This window comes from Clostridium zeae, assembly GCF_017312485.1.
GTDB lineage: Bacteria > Bacillota > Clostridia > Clostridiales > Clostridiaceae > Clostridium_AR > Clostridium_AR zeae.
This window is the reverse complement of record NZ_BMBA01000004.1, coordinates 347994-366136: the sequence shown is the minus strand read 5'-3', so window position 1 is coordinate 366136 and position 18143 is coordinate 347994. Positions and strand designations below refer to the sequence as shown.

At 31.0% G+C, this 18143-nt stretch carries 21 protein-coding genes; 18 read left to right on the top strand and 3 right to left on the bottom strand.

Annotation, left to right across the window (positions count from 1 at the left end):
• The first annotated feature begins 37 nt into the window (after positions 1–37).
• Together J3477_RS18965 and J3477_RS18960 are read left to right on the top strand one after the other, a co-directional pair.
• A complete protein-coding gene (locus tag J3477_RS18965; RefSeq protein WP_206871508.1) occupies positions 38–418 on the top strand; it encodes a nuclear transport factor 2 family protein in 381 nt (126 codons plus the stop codon).
• A gap of 105 nt (positions 419–523) precedes the next feature.
• Positions 524–1372, top strand: a complete 849-nt coding sequence (locus J3477_RS18960; RefSeq protein WP_206871507.1) for a cell division protein — start codon at positions 524–526, stop codon at positions 1370–1372.
• Between the two features lie 134 nt (positions 1373–1506).
• On the opposite strand, the gene J3477_RS18955 is transcribed toward J3477_RS18960, so the two are convergent.
• The 3 genes from J3477_RS18955 to J3477_RS18945 form a co-directional block, all read right to left on the bottom strand.
• Positions 1507–2754, bottom strand: coding sequence for a UTP--glucose-1-phosphate uridylyltransferase (locus tag J3477_RS18955; RefSeq protein ID WP_206871506.1), 1248 nt, complete (start codon positions 2752–2754; stop codon positions 1507–1509).
• A gap of 473 nt (positions 2755–3227) precedes the next feature.
• Entirely contained in the window at positions 3228–4337 is a 1110-nt protein-coding gene (locus J3477_RS18950) for an alpha/beta hydrolase (protein ID WP_206871505.1), read from the bottom strand.
• A 650-nt stretch (positions 4338–4987) separates the two neighbouring features.
• Positions 4988–5284: a hypothetical protein gene (locus J3477_RS18945; RefSeq protein WP_206871504.1), complete on the bottom strand. Its 297-nt coding sequence runs from the start codon at positions 5282–5284 to the stop codon at positions 4988–4990.
• An 834-nt stretch (positions 5285–6118) separates the two neighbouring features.
• On the opposite strand from J3477_RS18945, the gene J3477_RS18940 reads away from it, so the two are divergent.
• From J3477_RS18940 to J3477_RS18865, 16 genes are all read left to right on the top strand, one after another.
• On the top strand, positions 6119–6280 hold the full coding sequence (locus J3477_RS18940; protein ID WP_206871503.1) for a polynucleotide phosphorylase: 162 nt from the start codon (positions 6119–6121) through the stop codon (positions 6278–6280).
• A 133-nt stretch (positions 6281–6413) separates the two neighbouring features.
• The gene (locus J3477_RS18935) at positions 6414–7346 is read left to right on the top strand and encodes an ABC transporter ATP-binding protein (protein ID WP_206871502.1); all 933 of its coding nucleotides are present in this window, start codon (positions 6414–6416) and stop codon (positions 7344–7346) included.
• A gap of 9 nt (positions 7347–7355) precedes the next feature.
• On the top strand, positions 7356–8516 hold the full coding sequence (locus J3477_RS18930) for an ABC transporter permease (protein ID WP_206871501.1): 1161 nt from the start codon (positions 7356–7358) through the stop codon (positions 8514–8516).
• Positions 8513–9622 carry an ABC transporter permease gene (locus tag J3477_RS18925; protein WP_206871500.1) on the top strand — a complete coding sequence of 370 codons (1110 nt, stop codon included), beginning with the start codon at positions 8513–8515 and terminating at the stop codon, positions 9620–9622. Before J3477_RS18930 ends, J3477_RS18925 begins: the two co-directional genes overlap by 4 nt.
• A 284-nt stretch (positions 9623–9906) precedes the next feature.
• Positions 9907–10413 (top strand): GNAT family N-acetyltransferase, encoded by a 507-nt coding sequence (locus J3477_RS18920; RefSeq protein WP_206871499.1) that lies wholly within the window; start codon positions 9907–9909, stop codon positions 10411–10413.
• A 38-nt stretch (positions 10414–10451) separates the two neighbouring features.
• Complete coding sequence (locus tag J3477_RS18915; RefSeq protein WP_206871498.1) at positions 10452–10937, top strand: GNAT family N-acetyltransferase; 486 nt, start codon at positions 10452–10454, stop codon at positions 10935–10937.
• Between the two features lie 125 nt (positions 10938–11062).
• Complete coding sequence (locus tag J3477_RS18910) at positions 11063–12163, top strand: sensor histidine kinase (protein WP_206871497.1); 1101 nt, start codon at positions 11063–11065, stop codon at positions 12161–12163.
• Complete coding sequence (locus J3477_RS18905) at positions 12144–12767, top strand: response regulator transcription factor (RefSeq protein ID WP_206871496.1); 624 nt, start codon at positions 12144–12146, stop codon at positions 12765–12767. The genes J3477_RS18910 and J3477_RS18905 overlap by 20 nt, the downstream gene beginning before the upstream one ends.
• 219 nt (positions 12768–12986) lie before the next feature.
• Entirely contained in the window at positions 12987–13457 is a 471-nt protein-coding gene (locus J3477_RS18900; RefSeq protein WP_206871495.1) for a flavodoxin family protein, read from the top strand.
• 156 nt (positions 13458–13613) lie between these two features.
• The gene (locus J3477_RS18895) at positions 13614–14378 is read left to right on the top strand and encodes an SDR family NAD(P)-dependent oxidoreductase (RefSeq protein WP_206871494.1); all 765 of its coding nucleotides are present in this window, start codon (positions 13614–13616) and stop codon (positions 14376–14378) included.
• Positions 14379–14504: 126 nt separating this feature from the next.
• Positions 14505–15095 carry a sugar O-acetyltransferase gene (locus tag J3477_RS18890; RefSeq protein ID WP_206871493.1) on the top strand — a complete coding sequence of 197 codons (591 nt, stop codon included), beginning with the start codon at positions 14505–14507 and terminating at the stop codon, positions 15093–15095.
• A 30-nt stretch (positions 15096–15125) separates the two neighbouring features.
• Positions 15126–15530: a GNAT family N-acetyltransferase gene (locus J3477_RS18885; RefSeq protein WP_206871492.1), complete on the top strand. Its 405-nt coding sequence runs from the start codon at positions 15126–15128 to the stop codon at positions 15528–15530.
• A gap of 21 nt (positions 15531–15551) precedes the next feature.
• Positions 15552–15845, top strand: coding sequence for a hypothetical protein (locus J3477_RS18880; protein WP_206871491.1), 294 nt, complete (start codon positions 15552–15554; stop codon positions 15843–15845).
• A 32-nt stretch (positions 15846–15877) separates the two neighbouring features.
• Positions 15878–16345: an NUDIX domain-containing protein gene (locus J3477_RS18875; protein ID WP_206871490.1), complete on the top strand. Its 468-nt coding sequence runs from the start codon at positions 15878–15880 to the stop codon at positions 16343–16345.
• Between the two features lie 146 nt (positions 16346–16491).
• A complete protein-coding gene (locus J3477_RS18870) occupies positions 16492–17355 on the top strand; it encodes a metallophosphoesterase family protein (protein WP_206871489.1) in 864 nt (287 codons plus the stop codon).
• A 55-nt stretch (positions 17356–17410) separates the two neighbouring features.
• Positions 17411–18106, top strand: a complete 696-nt coding sequence (locus J3477_RS18865) for a class I SAM-dependent methyltransferase (RefSeq protein ID WP_206871488.1) — start codon at positions 17411–17413, stop codon at positions 18104–18106.
• Positions 18107–18143: the final 37 nt, after the last annotated feature.

Here is an 18143-nt window from a genome sequence, read left to right as displayed (position 1 = left end):
ATACAAGTTGAATGTAATCAAAAGGGGGGAAATACATATGGATATTAAGAAAAGAGTATTGAGTTTTTGGGAAGATGTGGTTGAGCAAAATCCTATAAAGATTCAAACCTATTTTCAGTCTGATGCAATAATAAATTGGCATAATACCAATGAAAGTTTTACTGTTGAAGAATATATAATGGCAAATTGTGAATACCCTGGCCAGTGGTGTGGAGCGGTTGAGAGACTTGAAATAATTGATGATTTGGCTATTTCAGTTACAAGAGTGTGGCTTACTGATAAAAGTGTCTCGGTTCATGCTACATCATTTATTAGGTTTTGCGGAGAAAAGATAGTGAGTTTAGATGAATATTGGGGGGATGATGGAGCTGCTCCTCAGTGGAGACAAGATAAGAAAATTGGGAAAATGATAAAGTAGTTGATCCTTATAGATTAGTTTGTTGTATAATATTAAAATTGGCTCTGTTAAAAAACTATGATGAAGTAAAAGGTTTAAATATGATGTATAGGAGTAAAAAAACTGATGAAACCAAGGCTAATAAATTTTATCCCATTAATAATCACAATACCTCCAATATTTATTGGTGCGATAGCGATGTACCACAATAAAGTTCCAACTTTGATCTGGGCACAAAATATTGCTTGTTTAGTAATAGCTGGATTGATTTCATATTTTGTAATCTCCAGTAAATCAAATATGAGAACAAGCCGATTTTACATTATTTCAACAGCGATATTACTATCATTCATAATATTGACATTCATTAGTCCAAGCATGAATTGGGTTCACAGGTGGATATCTATTGGAAGTATTAGGTTTAATGTTTCGATGATAGTGCTACCGGTGATAATAGTATTATTATGGGAACTATTGCAAATGAAAGCATTATGGATTGCTATAATTACAACAATTGTTATAGCTATTTTACTTGCAATTCAACCCGATGCTTCTCAATTAACTGGTTTTGCTATTCCAATGATGATTATGCTATATAGTAAGATTAATAAAAAGATTCTTCGTTCACTTATGTTTGGAATACTATCTTTATTAATTATCCTTTCGTGGGTGCATTTAGATAGCCTACCACCAGTAGCCTATGTGGAAAGAATAGTGAGTTTATTAGCAAATATGGGATTAATGTGGCTTATATTGGGAGTGATTTCTCTTATAATATTGCCTGTACCGTTTATATTATTTCCACCAAAAAACTTTAAAATACCTTCTATTTGTGTAGGACTATATTTTATAATAATTTTAATTTCTACACTTTTTGGTAACTTTCCAGTGCCATTAATGGGCTATGGAATTTCACCAATAATAGGGTATTTTATACCAATAACTTGGTATGCAAAATCTAAAGCTAATTCGTAATTTTCTTGTATTACGACGTAAAAACACTGCAAAACTCAATTATGAATAATGCAGTGTTTTAATTAATTATTCATTTTTGATTTACGTGACGTTAAATAAGAATGATATGTACTATTCATAAAGATTATAATCACTCAAAGAGGATATAACATTAGCTGCTCCAGTGCAGCTTCTGGGCTATCTTTTCCTATACTGTTCTTTATTGGTGCAAATTCTCTCTCCCGTTGAACTCTAAGTATACCCATATTGTTAAGATACTTGAACGCATCGAAAATAAAGCTCTCAAATTTATACGCATTTGGTTCTTGAGAAACAATTTTTTTACCGTTTTTATCTATGTAAGAAGCTTTTTTTATTGCCGAATGATACGGTAAGCCCATCTCTGCTATATTAACAATATCATCCAATCTGAAGAGATGGGCGATAATATTTGCGTCTCCAAATAGCAATTGTCCATCATCATTTACTTCTTTTGTAAGTGTTTCAGGAATTTCTGTATATTCGATAATTGAAGGCTTCCCATTTTCTAAACAAAAAACGCCTACTGCTTCATCTGGGCTCTTTTTAGCGACAGATTTACTAGCAGAACTCTTGCCTAACATTGTTGTATATCCAATAAAAACGGGGTCTGCCACCTTTACTAAGGCGTTATCTATCCCATTTATAAATACCCATTCTACACCACGCAAATTCATATCTTGCAACAGTCCATACTTTTTAAGTGAAAGAAAAATGCCTCCATTTCCATCTGGTCCAAAGTAAATTTCATCTTTTTCTTTTAATAGTACTTTCCCATTGAAGTCAACCATTGGTAACATACCTTGCATAAAGAAAAGAATATCCTTTTCCGAATAACCGAAATACTTATTGTCACTAAAATACTTTATTGTATCGTTGTGGTTCTCATTACTTGTCATTATATACCACGGAACCCACTTTCCACATTCCTGATGTATATTTTTTAATTTTTCTACTTGTAACTGAAATAGTGTTTTTTTGATAGGTGGGCCAATCTGGAATGTGCCTTTAGGTCCGTTATATCCTAACCTTGTTCCTTGTCCCCCGGCCATTGTAACAGAGGCTATTCTACCTTCACAGATAGCGTTTATCCCTTTTTTTCTATATTCCATAAGTTTTGATTCGCTAAATTCTTCTATGATATCACAGTTTATTGGGGTAATATTTCTTTCAACAAAAGGCTTGCTTGTAATAGACACAGTTGAGTTGCGAAACAACTCATTAACCAGAGTGAAATTGATTGAGGATATCTGATTAACAAGTTTTTTTCGGTTTGCTAATGATAACTCATCAATAAATTGAAGCAAATGTTCCTGCTTAAAATCTACAAGTATTTTTTTTACTTTCTCAATTTCATTATTCATATAATCAATCCCTTACTTTATTTACTTGTTACTGACTGATGACACATTAATCTACAATGTGGACTTAATTACTTGTAATTATAACACTTATATCCAAGTTATTCCATGTACTATATAATTACTTGAAGGTCTTAATATTATTCTCTACACTGCATTATTCAGTTTACAAAGATCATTGTTCGTATTGTAAATTTCACAAGTTAAGCCGCATTTTTTTAAGAATGCTACGTAACGTTTTGTACTCGAGACGTTACTGAGCCTAGCCAGACTTGACTTGGTGAAGGAATGTGCTTTTGCTACTTTTCAAGCCAAAGCGAACTTGAGTGCATTGTTAGTGGAAGGGCCATATTTGCCTTATTCTTTTATCGGTTCCTGTATCCATTCAATCTTTTGATTTTTCTCCCTACAAAGTTCCTTCCCTTACTCAATATACTCTCCTTTACTTCTGAATATAGAACATAACATAAATAAATTTACTCTATAGTTTTTAAAAACTCGCTAATATCTGACCAACTATTTTCATTGTTATAAATAAACTTATGACCTTCCCCTTTATAAATTTTAACACTACTTTTCCCTTTCCATTTTTCAACAAGTTTTAAAGAGTTTTTTGGCAATGTGTTAGTATCTTTTTCGCCAATTAAACATAACAAAGGGTTATCTATAAATGGTGCTCTAAATATTGTATCAATTGGTTCTCTTCTCATTATGAAACTCATAGGTACTAATTGTAATTGAATAGGTGAACCAATAGAGTTCCTTAAAATAGGAGATGAAAGTATTGTAGCTGCTATTTTACGGTTTTCGGACAAATAAACTGCAACTCCTGTTCCTAAGCTATGTCCCATTGCAACTATTCTATCCTTATCAATATCATTTCTTTTTGAAAAAGTATCATATATAAACAATGCATCACTTAGTACAGCTTCTTGTGTAGGAAAGCCTTCACTAAATCCGTATCCCCTATAACTTACAATAGCAAAAGACCAACTATTTAACTTTTTAGCATGATCGATTATATCTAAAACTTCACCACCAGTTGCCCCAGTGAAATAAATTATCAAAGGAGACTTTTGTTTTTTTGTACTTTTTACTAACCAACCATTTAATCTTACATTATCAGGTGTTAAAAGATTAATTTCCTCAACATTATTCTTAATATATGAATCAGAAAGTTCTTTATTTATTTTAATTGGCTCAAATCCTAAATGGTCCCTATTCCTCAAATCATCTTGGATTATGAATACAAATAAACATAAAATTATATATGCTCCTGCAAATATATACATTAATGGAATAGAAACAGATTTAAGCTTTTGTTTTCTTGTAAAAATAGAAACAATGAAAAGGATAATACTTATGATTAAGAAAAAAACTAATAAAACTGCTGATAAATTTATAATATTTACACTTATATAATTCATTGAAATTTCTTTGTTGCCTAAATGTAATTTAACAACGTCTTGAAGTTTAACTTTGCCTATCTCTGACAAAGTGCTAATTATAAAAACGCATGACAAGCAAAAAACACCAAATAGAATAAATAAAATTTTTTTAACAGACTTTTTTTTAATATTTAACATATAATCCTCCATTGCTATTATTCCTTATATTTTATAACACACAAAGTCATACTCTAAACCGTCATAATTACTGTTTGTCCAACACTTTCATAGCAAATAAATAGAAGTAGCTCCAATATTTCTAGTTTCATACAACTCAACTATATTTATTGTATTTTGCATTTACTTCTTTTGCTAGTTCTCTGTTTCCCATTTTAGCCTATAAATAAATTTTTTTCACAAAAATGAATTTAATACCTCAGGAGTAGTTACACTTTATTATTGCTATTCTAAGTTGACTGCACAATATTATACTATCTCGACTTAATTACTTGTAATTATACCATTTATAACCAAATTATTCCATGCACAATATAGCTACTTGAAGGTTTAAATATTATTATCTACACTGCATTATTCAATTCTCAAAGAACATTATTCGTATTTTTAGTTTCATCAGTTATGTCGCATTATTTTCAATATCTCCTTGACCTGTTGATATGCATGCAATTTCAATGCTATTCAATAATTCTAATTTTTCTAAATCGTTTATTACAAATTCCCTACCTTTTAGAATTACGCATTAAAAAAATCGCAAATTCAATCTCTTGAATAATGCGATTTTACAATACGTTATTTATTTTATAGATTTATAATTTGAGAATAATGTGTTATTCAATATAAATAGTCCATTTCTTGCATTTATTACACAAGTATACAGCGAAATCTAATGTTTCATCAGCGGCATCTAAATCGAAAGTAAAAATGTTTTCTTCTATGACTCCTATATCCCTACGCCAGACACTAAATCTTTCTGTATTACATTCCATACACTCAGAATCACATCTCCCTACGTACTCAAAATCATCAATCGTTATTCCATTATCCTGTAAAAATTGAACTATAACTTCTTCATAACTTACATCTGAATGTCCAATAAAATTCTCTAATTTCAAAAATTCACTCATACAAAACCTCCTATAAAATACTGTACATGCTATAAAAATGATTATAACTAGAGCTATATGCAAATTCAAATTACAATAACTTATTTAATGTCTATCAGAATATATTAAAATTAATATCGTAGAAATTTTATGGATTTTCAAAGTATATATTGACTACCTATTATTTTTAGGATATTATATATTGCCTCTTTTAAATATAAATCTAACAATTCACAATGTTTTACATATTATAAATATCGCATTATTCAGTTTTCAAAGAACGTTTTGCAATTATAATCTACGTCGTCTTTTTTTCACATTCTGAATTAACTGTTTGTAATTATATAAGTAACTATACAACTTTAGGCGAATATAGATTCTAAGATATAGTTGTATTATTTCAATTCTTAAATTCAATATAATCTAATCAGTATAAGTAATCTTAAATATAATTACTCAAATATTGATATTTCACGGGTTGTAACCTGTGGGGAAATATTTTTACCCTAAAAGCTTATGTATTAAATAAATGTTGATATTTTATAGCTTGTCCTTTTACATATAAGTACCAACATTTATTTAATACATAATATAAGGCCTTTTTTAGATTAGTATATAGTTCAATTACAATTGTGTCTTAAGTTAATTATCAATGTTGGCTATAATTAATAATATTGAATTTAAAAGCTATTCTTTTACAGAACCTTTATTAAAAGAGTTAATGATGGAAATCAAATAACTAAATGGCTAAAATTAACATCAGTTTTGCATTCAAATTTGAGATCGTCCCCCTTGAAAACAAAGCCACATAGAACTATAATTTCTCCATATTAAATTTCAAGGGAGGTTTTTTTTATGGAGCAACAATATTTAGAAAAGCTTAAGCCTATGGAATATGCAAATATGCAAGGCGAACAAGTTAGCCGTTTAAGAGAACTAGAACTAAAATTTAATGAAGAATTTGGTACTGACTTCTATTTCATGGTTATGGAGAAGGAAGGAAGCTTTAAAAGCTAAAAAGACACTTAGGTGTCTTTTTTTTCTGCATCAAAATGACATTTGTCATATTGGAAAGTAATTTAACTCACTATTTTCATTACCTCTATTAGCGTATTATAAGATTAGAAAAAGATGTTGGGGGTATAAAAAGATGATTGTTGAGATTAATAATCTTGTTAAAAGATATAAGGATTTTATTGCAGTAGATAATTTAAGTTTATCAATAAAAGAAGGAGAGATATTTGGACTTCTTGGACCAAATGGCGCAGGTAAAACTACAACTATCAATACTATTTTGGGACTAAGCAAAATAGATAGTGGAGAGGTAAAGATCTTTGGGAAAAGTTTAGATAAGGATGAGATGGAGATTAAGAGGAATATTGGTATAGTTCCTCAGAATATTGCTATTTTTAATGATCTTAAAGCTTATGAAAATGTAGAGTTTTTTGGCAAGCTTTATGGACTTAGAGGTAGTATATTAAAATCAAGAGTTGAAGAAGCTTTAGAATTCACAGGACTTTTAGATAGAAAAAAGGATTATCCAGATAAATACTCTGGTGGTATGCAAAGAAGGCTCAATATAGCCTGTGCCATTGTTCATAAGCCAAAGCTTATAATAATGGATGAACCTACTGTAGGAATAGATCCACAATCAAGAAATCACATATTAGATTCAGTAAGGCAGCTTAATAAAAGCGGATCAACAGTTATCTACACCTCTCACTACATGGAGGAGATAGAGGAGCTGTGTTCTGATATAACTATAATGGATCGTGGAAAGGTCATAGCAAAAGGAACCAAGGATGAGTTAAAGTCACTAATAGATGTAGATGAAAAAGTAACTGTTACTCTTTCAAATGTCAATTATACTATGATCGAGCAGATTAAAAGAATATCAGGTGTTATGGACTGCGTACTTGAGGATAGAAAACTTACGGTGATATCTCAAAAAGGCAGCAAAAACTTGAGCAGGATAATAGATTCCATTAACAATTCAAGTAGTGAAATAGTAGGAATAGATGTTGATAAGCCAAGCCTTGAAGGGGTATTCTTAACTCTTACTGGAAGAAAGTTAAGGGATTAGGGGGGAATCATGAATATATTCTATATAGCACTAAATACAATTGAGCGAAATTTAAGGGACAAGAAAGCTTTACTCAGTTCTATATTGATGCCGATTCTTATGATTATTGTACTTGGAACTGCTCTTGATAGCCGTTTTCAGAGTACAAAATTAGATAAGCTTGATATTTGTTACCTCAATCTTGATAGTGGAGCTTTTGGAAAAGAGTTTGAAGGATTCCTTGAAAATGATGAGATTAAAGAATTACTAAATGTTAAGGTGGTAGCTTCAATAGCTGAAGGAGAAAAATTAGTTAATGATAAAAAGGCACTTTCTCTAATATATGTACCACAGGATTATTCAGAAAAAATAAAGTCTGGAGAAGAAACAAATATTAAAATTTATAATACAAAATATGCTGATTTTAAAAATACAATGATTGAAAATATAATAGATGCCTACAACTCTGCAGGGAATACAATAATGGCTGTGTCTAAGATTAATTCAAGTAATAGCCTTAGTTATACTAGGTACAATGCAGTGGATGAAAATATACTTTCTACTGAAGGAAATTCTCCAAGAGGCATAGATTATTATGCAGTAGCTATGCTTGTGTTAGCAATAATGAGTTCTTCAGGCTTTGCTGGTGAGGTGATTTCGGAGGATTATTTTTATGATGTGGCGGTGAGAATTAAGGCAACTCCTATAAAGCCTTATGAAAGGTTAGCAGGAAAGATACTAGGCTGTGTGTTTGATATATTTATCAAAGCTGTGATTATCATAGTATTTAGTAAACTTGTTTATAAAGTAAACTGGGGAAATAACTTTGGTATGATTGCAATTATTATTATAAGTGCAGCAGTATTTTCTACTGTATTTGGAATGTTTGTCGCTATGGTTGTGGGCAACGGAAGTAAGGCCTCAGGAATATTAAACATTTTAAATAATGTTTTTACTTTCGGTGCAGGTGGCTATGCGGTGCTTTTGACTAGGGATTTAGGTGAATCAGTGTTTATGCATCTTTCACCAAACTTCTATCCTCAAGCTGCTTTGTTCAATGTGATATATTCAAATCACTACAGTGTAAATATTCACTTCTTTAATACTTTTGGGTATATAGCAATGCTTTGGGCATTTTCAGCGCTGTTTTTCCTATGTTTTATCACAGTTGAAAGGAGGAGTGTAAGATGACAATCTTTCTTACAAATTTAAAAAGGATATTTAAGAGAAGATTAAATAGAGTAATAATATTTGGGGCGCCAATAATTTTTATAATTGTTGCTTTTAGCTTAGGTACAAAGGGAGTCACCGTAGATGTAGGAGTTGTAGATAAGGACAATACAGAGTTTACTCAGAGCTTTATAAAAGGGCTTCAGGGAAAAAGTGATGTAGACATTATGTCTGAAGATATTATGAAAACAGCTATTATGAATAAATCCTTAGCCTATGGAATTGTGATAGATAAAGGTTTTACGGAAGATATGTTAAGTGGTAAGGATGTGAAGCTTAAAACCTACAGAGCTGATGAGGTAAATGTAGCTTCTGCAGTTAAGCTATATATAGAAAATTATATTAGTGCAGCTAAGAATATTTCTAATAATACAAAAGGAAACAAAGAACTATTTTACTCTTCAATGAAGGAATATGAGAAAGGTAATTTTAAAACTGAAACAATTATCTTTGGGGCTCAGGGTGGAGATGGTCAAAAAGAAAGGATTGCATTAGGACTGTTAGGTTATACCATGCTTTTACTTGCAACCTTCTCAACTAATCTTATTCTTGAAGACAAGAAAAATAATACCTATATTCGAATGTTTGCTTCGCCTCTAAAAAACTTAAGCTATATGCTGCAAAATATTTTAAGCTTCCTATTTGTATTACTTGTGCAAATAAGTGTAGCTTTTCAGTTCATGACAAGGGTATATAAGGTTCAGCTTGGAGCAACAGAAATAAATATGTTTCTTATTTTTGCACTTTATGCTGCTACCTGTGTTGCATTGTCCCTTGCTATAGGAAGCATTTCAAGAAATGTTAAACAAGCTGCAGCTTTAGGAATGGTTGCAACAACTTTAATAGGCATGTTGGGTGGTCTTTTCTGGCCAAAGGAATATATGCCTGATGTGCTACTAACAATAGGAAAGTTTACGCCAGCATATTGGCTTACAGATGGTATAAATAAACTACTTACTTCCTCATCAATAACGTCTGTAACTATGGAACTTGGAGTGCTTCTGTTGTTCACAATAGTATTTTTCATGATTTCTTCCTGGGGAAAGGTATACTCAGAAAATGTTTAATGAAGCTATATTCCAATGACCGATGCAGGGGTTGACTTATAGTAAATTATTACAGCTAAGCATTGTAGATTAAACTGAAGTATATCATTGATAATAGTTGGTATTGGAATAAAATAAATTCAAGCATAATTTGACCTACGTGTTTTTAGCTTTTGTTTCATTTACAATAAACTAAAACATAAGGTGATTTTATGCTTTTTTTATTAGACAAATTCGATATAAATAAGTAAAATAATTACATAATTAAATAATCATAGGATATGTTGAATAAATGGGGGGCTATTATGATTAGAATTCGTTATGCTGAAATAAATGATGCTAAAATATTAGGAGAAATACATTCAAGATCATGGAAGATTGCATATAAAGGTATAGTACCAGATGAAGTATTAGAAAATATTACTGCTGAAAAGAGAGAAAAATACTTTGAAAAGGCACTGACAAATAGGCAGGAAGAAGACGCTATTATACTTAAGGATGATGTAGCAGCTGGATTTATATGTATTGGAAGATGCAGAGATACAGATAAAGATGATGCTTGTGGTGAAATATGGGGTATATATTTACTACCAGAACATTGGAGTATTGGAATAGGTTCTGAATTAATTAAATGGGGTCTAAATGAATTAAAGAAAAGAAATTATAAGCGAGTTACCTTATGGGTTCTTGAAGAAAATATAAGGGCAAGAAAATTCTATGAAAAAATTGGCTTTAGACATGATGGAACAGTCAAGGAAATAACTATTGGTAAAAAACTAGATGAATATAGATACGAGATGGCTATTGAATAATTTTATATTACTTTATTTTAAATAATGGGAGATTTATTATGAAACTAAATATAAAACAAATGAATTATGAGGAAGCAAAACAAATTTCAAAATGGATTTATAAAGAACCTTATTCAATTTATAGTATGGATGAAAGTGAGAATTGTATAAAGGAACTTCTTAATGGTTATTATTATTCAGCTTTAGACATAGAAAATAATCTTGTAGGGTATTATTGCTTTGGTGAAGCTGCTCAAGTACCAGCAGGAAATCAGTTTGGTGCTTATGATTTGAAAGATATTACAGATATTGGTTTGGGAATAAAACCGAACTTGTGTGGTCAAGGGTTAGGGGAAAAGTTTTTTAATAGTGGGTTAAATTTTGCACGAAATAAACTATCAGCAAAAAAATTTCGTTTGACAGTAGCAAATTTTAATCAACGTGCAATAAAAGTATATCAACGAGTAGGTTTCAAAAAGGTATATTCTTTTGAAAGTATATCGGAGTTTGGAAAAATTGAATTTGGGGTTATGATTCTATATTAAGAAAAATAATTAAATATACAATTTTCGTAAAGTATATATAAAATTATCAACACTATACAATATCATAGCCTAAGATAAAGTTATGCACCAATATGAATAAAGAAGATCTTAAAAAGGTGAGGAATATGGAGTACTTAATTAGGATATTAATTTTTGCAGCAGTCATAGGCAAGTTTATAATTCAAAGAAATGCATCAGCTCTTGAAGTTTCAGTGCTTCTTTTAATAGCTGCTGTTAATATATTTAAGCATAAATACAAGGTTACTTGGCAGATTCTTATAATAGAAGCTATAGTTATAACAGTTGGATGTACATACAGTTATAATTTTACCTTTTTATATTCCCTCATTGCATATGATGCAGGAAGTAAAGACTTTAGGTACTTTGCTTTGCCAACAGCATTGCTCGCTATTTACTTTTCAGGGCTCAATAGTAGTATAGAGATATTAGTTCTAATCTTTATGGCTTTCATAGTTGGATATCTCACCTTAAAGTTTAGTAATAATATAAGTTCTTTTAAAGAAACTTATGATAATGAAAGAAGATATAGGTATGAGCTTGAAGCTGCAAAGCAAAAGCTTTTAAACTCAGCTAAAGAGGCGGCTTATATCGCAGAAATTAGAGAGAGAAATAGGATCGCAAGGGAGATTCATGATACCGTAGGACATAGTCTTGCAGGGATTTTGCTTCAACTACAGGTAGTGCAAAAACTGAAGACTAGGGATGAGGAAAAGTCTGATAGCCTTCTTGAGGACTCCATCAGAAGATTATCTGATTCCTTAGATGTTATGAGAAATACAGTTCATAACATTAAGCCAAGCAGTCCAATGGGACTGGAGTATATAGAAAGCATTATTAATAATTTTATTTATTGCACAGTAAACTTTAAACATTCAGGAGATTTTAAAAGCCTTCCAGCAAATGTTCTTGAAACTATAAGTTCAGATATTAAAGAAGCGCTAACAAATGCCTATAAATATTCAAAGGCAACTGCTATAGATATTAAAATTGATGTTATGGATAAGGCTGTAAGAGTGTATATAAAAGATGATGGAGAAGGGTGTGCAAGCCTTAAAGAGGGCTTTGGGCTAATGGGTATAAGAGAAAGGATCAAAAACCTTGGAGGGACAGTTTCCTTCAGCGGAGAAAATGGTTTTATAATACTTTATGTAATTCCACTTGAAAAAGATAAGGGGGAAGAATTAAATGAAGGTAATAATAGTTGATGATGACGGTTTAATCAGAGACAGCTTAAAGCTGCTTATAGATCTTGAAACAGACATGGAGGTAATCGGGACAGCAAAAAACGGCATGGAAGCCTTTGAACTTTGTAAGGTAGAGCAGCCAGATATCGTACTTATGGACATACGAATGCCTATTATGGATGGAGTCCTTGGAACAAAGCTTATAAAAGAAAGCTTTCAGGATATAAAAGTAGTAGTGCTGACTACTTTTAAGGATGATGAATATATAAGAGAAGCTGTGGTAAATGGAGCTGAAGGTTACATACTAAAAAATCAATCCTCAGATAGTATTATTGATAGCCTTAGGACTGTGTTCAAAGGAAATGCAGTGTTTGAAAAAGATATAATTAACTCAATTACAGGCATGCTTAAAGAAGAAAAGAAAAACAAGCCTTCAAGCTTTGGACTGTCTGAAAGAGAATTTGAGACCTTAGCTTTAATCGCTGAAGGAATGTCCAATAAGGAAATAGCAGAAAAGCTTTTTCTAGGTGAGGGAACTGTAAGAAATTATATAACCAATATTCTAGAGAAGCTGAGCCTTAGAGATAGGACGCAATTGGCTATATTTTATTTGAAGAATTTTTAGGATTAATGAGATATATTTAAATATAAATGAGCAGTATAAATACTATTTGAGGTAGTGGTTATACTGCTTTTTCGTTTGTACAATTCTTCTAGATATTTGAATAATTCTATAGGTGTAGTATATAATTAAATAAATGCATATTTGTAAATAAATGTGAGATAAGGATTGTTTATTTAATTTGTAGTGTGAGGTCAAAAATGCAAGATAAGGAGGAGTAAGATGGAAGGTAGTAAAGCTTTGATAGTTTGTACTTCAATACATCACAAGAATACCATTAAAATTGCAAATGTAATTGGAAATATATTGGTGGCAGAAGTCATAGAGCCAAAAGATTTTAGTATTGAAAATATAGATGAATATGACTTGATTGGTTTTGGCTCTGGCATATACGATGGAGCACATCATAAAAGTATATTAAATTTAGTTAATAAAATTAATAAACAAGTTGATAAAAAAGCCTTCATTTTTTCAACAGCTACTGTTCCAGTAGAAAATTTTCATAAAACTCTTTATAAAATGTTAGTTGAAAAAGGCTTTGAGGTAATTGGACATTTTTGCTGTAAGGGCTTTATGGACTATCATTTTACAAAGTATATATTTGGTGGATTAAATAAAGGAAGACCAAATGATACGGATTTAAAAAAAGCCGAAGAATTTGCTATGAAAATAAAAAATAGTCGTAAAGGTTAAGTGGTTATGAGTCTAAATATCCGTCTATGTATAATTGAAATATATATTCCAATTTGTTAAATTGTAGCTTATTGGTCTTTATAAATGATTGTAAAATTATATTCGTTAAATATTGTATCATATGATATTAAAAACTAATTATGTGGGGAGAAGGGTATGGAAAAGAGAATTGCAATTGTTACAGGAGCAAGTGGTGGTATCGGAAAAGAATTTACCAAATTATTGATTCAAGAAAAAGTAGACGAAGTCTGGGCAATAGCGAGAAATCAAGAAAAGCTTGCTGCTTTAAAGGGTGAATTAGGAAATAAAGTAGTCACTATTTCAAAGGACTTATCTAAAACAGAAGAGTTAATTTCCATAGGTAAAATGTTAGAACAACAAAAACCAGTTATAGCATTTTTAATAAATAATGCTGGAGTTGCAAAAATGGGAACTTATGATGATTTTGCGATAAAAGAAATTGAAGATACTATTAAGATAAATTGCAGTGCACTAGCTATTCTATGTAACTTATGTATTCCATATATGAAAAAGGAAAGTAGGATACTTAACATATCCTCTGCATCATCTTTTCAGCCATTACCATATCTTAATTTATATGCGTCAACTAAGGTGTTTGAAAGAGCTTACTCTAGAGCATTAAATATAGAATTGAAAAAGACTGGTATTACAGTAACAGCGGTGTGTCCGAGCTGGGTTGATACAGAGTTATTGATGAAAGAAATAAACGGCATTAAGGTGAAGTTTGATGGTATTGTTTCAGCAGAAAGGGTTGCAATAAAAGCTATGAAAGACGCAAAAAGAGGAAAGGATATGTCAGTTTGTACATTGTGTGTAAAGTACCTGCATCTTCTATCTAAAGTACTTCCACAAAAATTTATTATGAGTATTTGGGTTAAGAGAATTGAAAAGTATATTTAGGAATATTAGTATTTTCCTACTTTGGGATGAATGGAATCCCTGAAAGGTATATATGATAAATATTTAATAAATTCTAATATGAAGTAGTTTATCTATAAATAGTAATTTGAGAAGGAGCGAATTGACTTGAATCTAGAAGAGCAAAGACAATTTATTCTAAGCGGAGCAATGTATAATGATTTAACAAGAGAACTGATAGAAGCAAGAGAAAAAACTGTCTTTATTACAAATGAGTATAACAATAGCTTTGGAAAATCATCAAAAGAAAGGGAGGCTATATTAGAAAAGTTATTAAACAAGGTAGGAAAAGGAGTACACTTTGAACCTACTTTTAGATGTGAATTTGGCTATAACATTTCTATTGGCGATAATTTTTATGAAAACTTTGATTGCGTAATGCTCGACGGTGGTGGTATTGAGATAGGAGATAACGTGTTATTTGGTCCGAGAGTTGGAATCTATACCTCAAATCATGCGATGAATGCACAGGAAAGAGCTGCTGGAGCTTGTTATGCGAAGAAAGTTAAGATTGGAAATAATGTATGGATTGGGGCAGGTGTTCATATAAATCAAGGGGTTATTATCGGGGATAACACAATTATTGGTTCAGGAAGTGTTGTAACAAAAAGCATTCCAGCAAATGTAATAGCAGCAGGTGTTCCATGTAAAGTGATTAGAGAAATTACTGAAGACGATAAAACGGATTTTCTGCTATAAGTTTCAGTTTGAAGGGGAGAAATTAAATTGATGATTGGCTATAAGGAAATTGACTCATCCATGATTGAATCTATAAAAGATATTTACAAAAAAGAATCTTGGAATGCTTATTTGAAAGATGATGAAAAACTAATAAGAGCATTTGATAATTCATTATATATTCTGGGAGCCTTTGACGAATGTAAACTTATTGGCTTTATTAGATGTGTTGGTGATGGGGAACATATTTTGATAGTGCAAGATTTAATCGTTGAACCAGAGTATCAAAAGAATGGAATTGGTACATATCTTTTTAAAACAATAATGGAAAAATACTCAAAGGTAAGAATGTTCATGGTTGTAACAGATATAGAAGACATAGTAGATAATAAGTTTTATCAATCCTTCAAGCTTAAAAAACTAGCAGATATGAACATGGTAGGATATATTCGATAAATTGATTTGGAAGGTGAATAGATGAGAATAAAAATAAGCGAAGATTTTAAAGATAAGGTAAGAAAGATACATTTGATGTCCATGGCATTCGCATTAATTGCTATTACAGCTCTATTATATATTTTTACAGTTGGATCTACTGAGCAATACAAATTTGTTTTTATATTTTGTATAGTAATAGCAGGATTTTTCTTTATATGCGATGTGATATACAACTACGTAATAAAATTTCTTGAAGAAGGGATTTCTAAAGAATTAATAATTAATATAATAAGAGAGATATTGGTTTTATTGATTATTGTTCATTTTATATAGTTGAATTTAAGTTTTAGAGAGAAGGGTGAACCTTGATAAAGTTAAGAAATACTGCCAAAGCCATAATAGTTGAAGATAATAAAATATTATTTGTTAAATATCTTTCAAAGAGAACTGGAATTGTATATTATGTTTTGCCTGGAGGTGGACAAGTAGCCGGGGAAACATATGCAGAGGCGTTAAAAAGAGAATGCCTGGAGGAACTTGGAGCAGAAGTAGAAGTAAAGGACGTTGCACTTGTTAGTGAGTATATTGGGAAAAATCATAAGTTTGCTGATTTACATTCTGAAATACATAGAATTGAATGCATGTTCTTTTGTGCATTAAAAACACAACTTGATTTATCAAAAGCTACTAAAATTGACCCTGACCAAATAGGATTTCAGTGGTTAAAGTACGAAGAGCTTAAGGAGAAAACAGTATATCCTGAGGCATTAAAAAGAGTTTTTGATGAACATGGTAATGTTATATCTCCATTATATTTAGGGGATGTGTTTTAAGCGGCAGAAACTAAACTAGTTCTTTGAGCAAGCCTATTAAAGTATAAGAGATATTGTGCTTGAAGTCTCAACAATGCCCTCGAGTGTAAGAAGAATAATAAGTTAATATAATAAAATTATATTAATAGGATAGAATTGGAGAAAAAATGGACATAGCAGTTTTATCTGATATTCATGGCAATCACATTGCATTGGAGCGCTGCCTTGAATATGCATTTTCAAGAAATATTGATACGTTTATATTTCTGGGTGATTATATTGGAGAATTAGCTTACCCAGAAAGGACAATGAAGATAATATATGATGTTAATGAACGGTATAAATGTTATTTTATAAAGGGAAATAAGGAAGATTATTGGCTTAAATATCATGCTGATGGTGAAAAGGGCTGGAAAGACAAAAATTCTGCCAGTGGCTCATTGCTATATGCATACAAATCTCTTATAGACATAGATTTGGATTTTTTTGCTAAGCTCAAGCAAGTAGAGGAAATAAAGTTTAGTGATATGCCAGAAATAACTATCTGCCATGGCTCACCATATAAGATAAATGAAAAAATGTTACCAGATGATGCTAGAACTTTTGAAGTAATTGATAGTGTAAAGACATCCATCATTTTATGTGGACATTCCCATGTACAAAGGAAGATAGTACATAACAATAAATGTGTCCTAAATCCTGGAGCTGTAGGGGTACCTCTTTTTAGTGAAGGAAAGACACAGTTTTTGATATTGCATGGAAATGATGGAATATGGTCAGAGGAATTTATAAGTCTTGAGTATGACACTTCACGAGTAATCAGAGAAATGCATGAAGCTAAGCTTTACGAACATGCGCCTTTCTGGAGTAAGGTAACTGAAAATATACTTCGAGGAAGTAATATATCTCATAGTAGAGTTTTATCAAAAGCAATGGAGTTATGTAGAGAAGAAACTGGTGCTTGTGTTTGGCCTGATATATCTGAAAAGTATTGGGAGAAGGCCGTAAAAGAACTAGGGGTGTGTAGATAAATATAAAACCATAAATAATAATTTTATATATAGTATAGTGAGGAGGCTTAATATAGTGGCAGATCAGTTGGAATTAGTTGCAAAATCTTATGATAAAGCTATTGATTTAGGGCGAAGAGGCGTTGATTTGTATAAAGAACTTCCAGAGTATATTACAAATGATCCAAATTATCCTTTGTTCGAAAGAATGCGAAAGGATGTAACATTTTCAGATAGTGGAAGGCGAGAGATTATAGATTATTTATCTCCAGCTATAGATATGAATTTTATTGATCTTGGATGTTGCTTAAACCTAATGTTTCGTGGATACGATAATTGGCCATCAACATATCATGGAGTTGATATAAGTAGCAAAACCATTCAGTTGCTACATGAATTTGCTGAAAAGAAAAAATTGTCTATTGGTTCATTATATTGCGGCAGTATGCATGAAACACCATATGACACAAACTTTTTTCACATAGGAGCATGTATTGGTTCTCTGGAATATTTTGAAAAAGACTTTGTTGAAAAAGCTATTATTGAAACACATAGAATCTTAAAACCTTATGGGAAGTTTGTTCTTGATGTTCCGGATATTGGAAGCCCTGAACATCGAATCACGATGCTTATAGAAGGATATCTAGGTAGAACTGATAAATTTGATATGTCATCTCAAGAATTTGAAGATATATTAGTGAATTACTTTGAAATAGAAAAAAAAGAAAAAGTAGGACCTATGATTCAATATTTCTTGATTTGCAAAAAATAATATAGCGGATTTTGATTAAATGAAAGATATGAAAAAT

What these genes read in the sequence shown, in the direction of transcription:
- J3477_RS18965 (WP_206871508.1), top strand. Translation starts at nt 38, where the DNA reads ATGGATATTAAGAAAAGAGTATTGAGTTTTTGGGAAGATGTGGTTGAG.
- J3477_RS18960 (WP_206871507.1), top strand. Translation starts at nt 524, where the DNA reads ATGAAACCAAGGCTAATAAATTTTATCCCATTAATAATCACAATACCT.
- J3477_RS18955 (WP_206871506.1), bottom strand. Translation starts at nt 2,754, where the DNA reads ATGAATAATGAAATTGAGAAAGTAAAAAAAATACTTGTAGATTTTAAG.
- J3477_RS18950 (WP_206871505.1), bottom strand. Translation starts at nt 4,337, where the DNA reads ATGTTAAATATTAAAAAAAAGTCTGTTAAAAAAATTTTATTTATTCTA.
- J3477_RS18945 (WP_206871504.1), bottom strand. Translation starts at nt 5,284, where the DNA reads ATGAGTGAATTTTTGAAATTAGAGAATTTTATTGGACATTCAGATGTA.
- J3477_RS18940 (WP_206871503.1), top strand. Translation starts at nt 6,119, where the DNA reads ATGGAGCAACAATATTTAGAAAAGCTTAAGCCTATGGAATATGCAAAT.
- J3477_RS18935 (WP_206871502.1), top strand. Translation starts at nt 6,414, where the DNA reads ATGATTGTTGAGATTAATAATCTTGTTAAAAGATATAAGGATTTTATT.
- J3477_RS18930 (WP_206871501.1), top strand. Translation starts at nt 7,356, where the DNA reads ATGAATATATTCTATATAGCACTAAATACAATTGAGCGAAATTTAAGG.
- J3477_RS18925 (WP_206871500.1), top strand. Translation starts at nt 8,513, where the DNA reads ATGACAATCTTTCTTACAAATTTAAAAAGGATATTTAAGAGAAGATTA.
- J3477_RS18920 (WP_206871499.1), top strand. Translation starts at nt 9,907, where the DNA reads ATGATTAGAATTCGTTATGCTGAAATAAATGATGCTAAAATATTAGGA.
- J3477_RS18915 (WP_206871498.1), top strand. Translation starts at nt 10,452, where the DNA reads ATGAAACTAAATATAAAACAAATGAATTATGAGGAAGCAAAACAAATT.
- J3477_RS18910 (WP_206871497.1), top strand. Translation starts at nt 11,063, where the DNA reads ATGGAGTACTTAATTAGGATATTAATTTTTGCAGCAGTCATAGGCAAG.
- J3477_RS18905 (WP_206871496.1), top strand. Translation starts at nt 12,144, where the DNA reads ATGAAGGTAATAATAGTTGATGATGACGGTTTAATCAGAGACAGCTTA.
- J3477_RS18900 (WP_206871495.1), top strand. Translation starts at nt 12,987, where the DNA reads ATGGAAGGTAGTAAAGCTTTGATAGTTTGTACTTCAATACATCACAAG.
- J3477_RS18895 (WP_206871494.1), top strand. Translation starts at nt 13,614, where the DNA reads ATGGAAAAGAGAATTGCAATTGTTACAGGAGCAAGTGGTGGTATCGGA.
- J3477_RS18885 (WP_206871492.1), top strand. Translation starts at nt 15,126, where the DNA reads ATGATTGGCTATAAGGAAATTGACTCATCCATGATTGAATCTATAAAA.
- J3477_RS18880 (WP_206871491.1), top strand. Translation starts at nt 15,552, where the DNA reads ATGAGAATAAAAATAAGCGAAGATTTTAAAGATAAGGTAAGAAAGATA.
- J3477_RS18870 (WP_206871489.1), top strand. Translation starts at nt 16,492, where the DNA reads ATGGACATAGCAGTTTTATCTGATATTCATGGCAATCACATTGCATTG.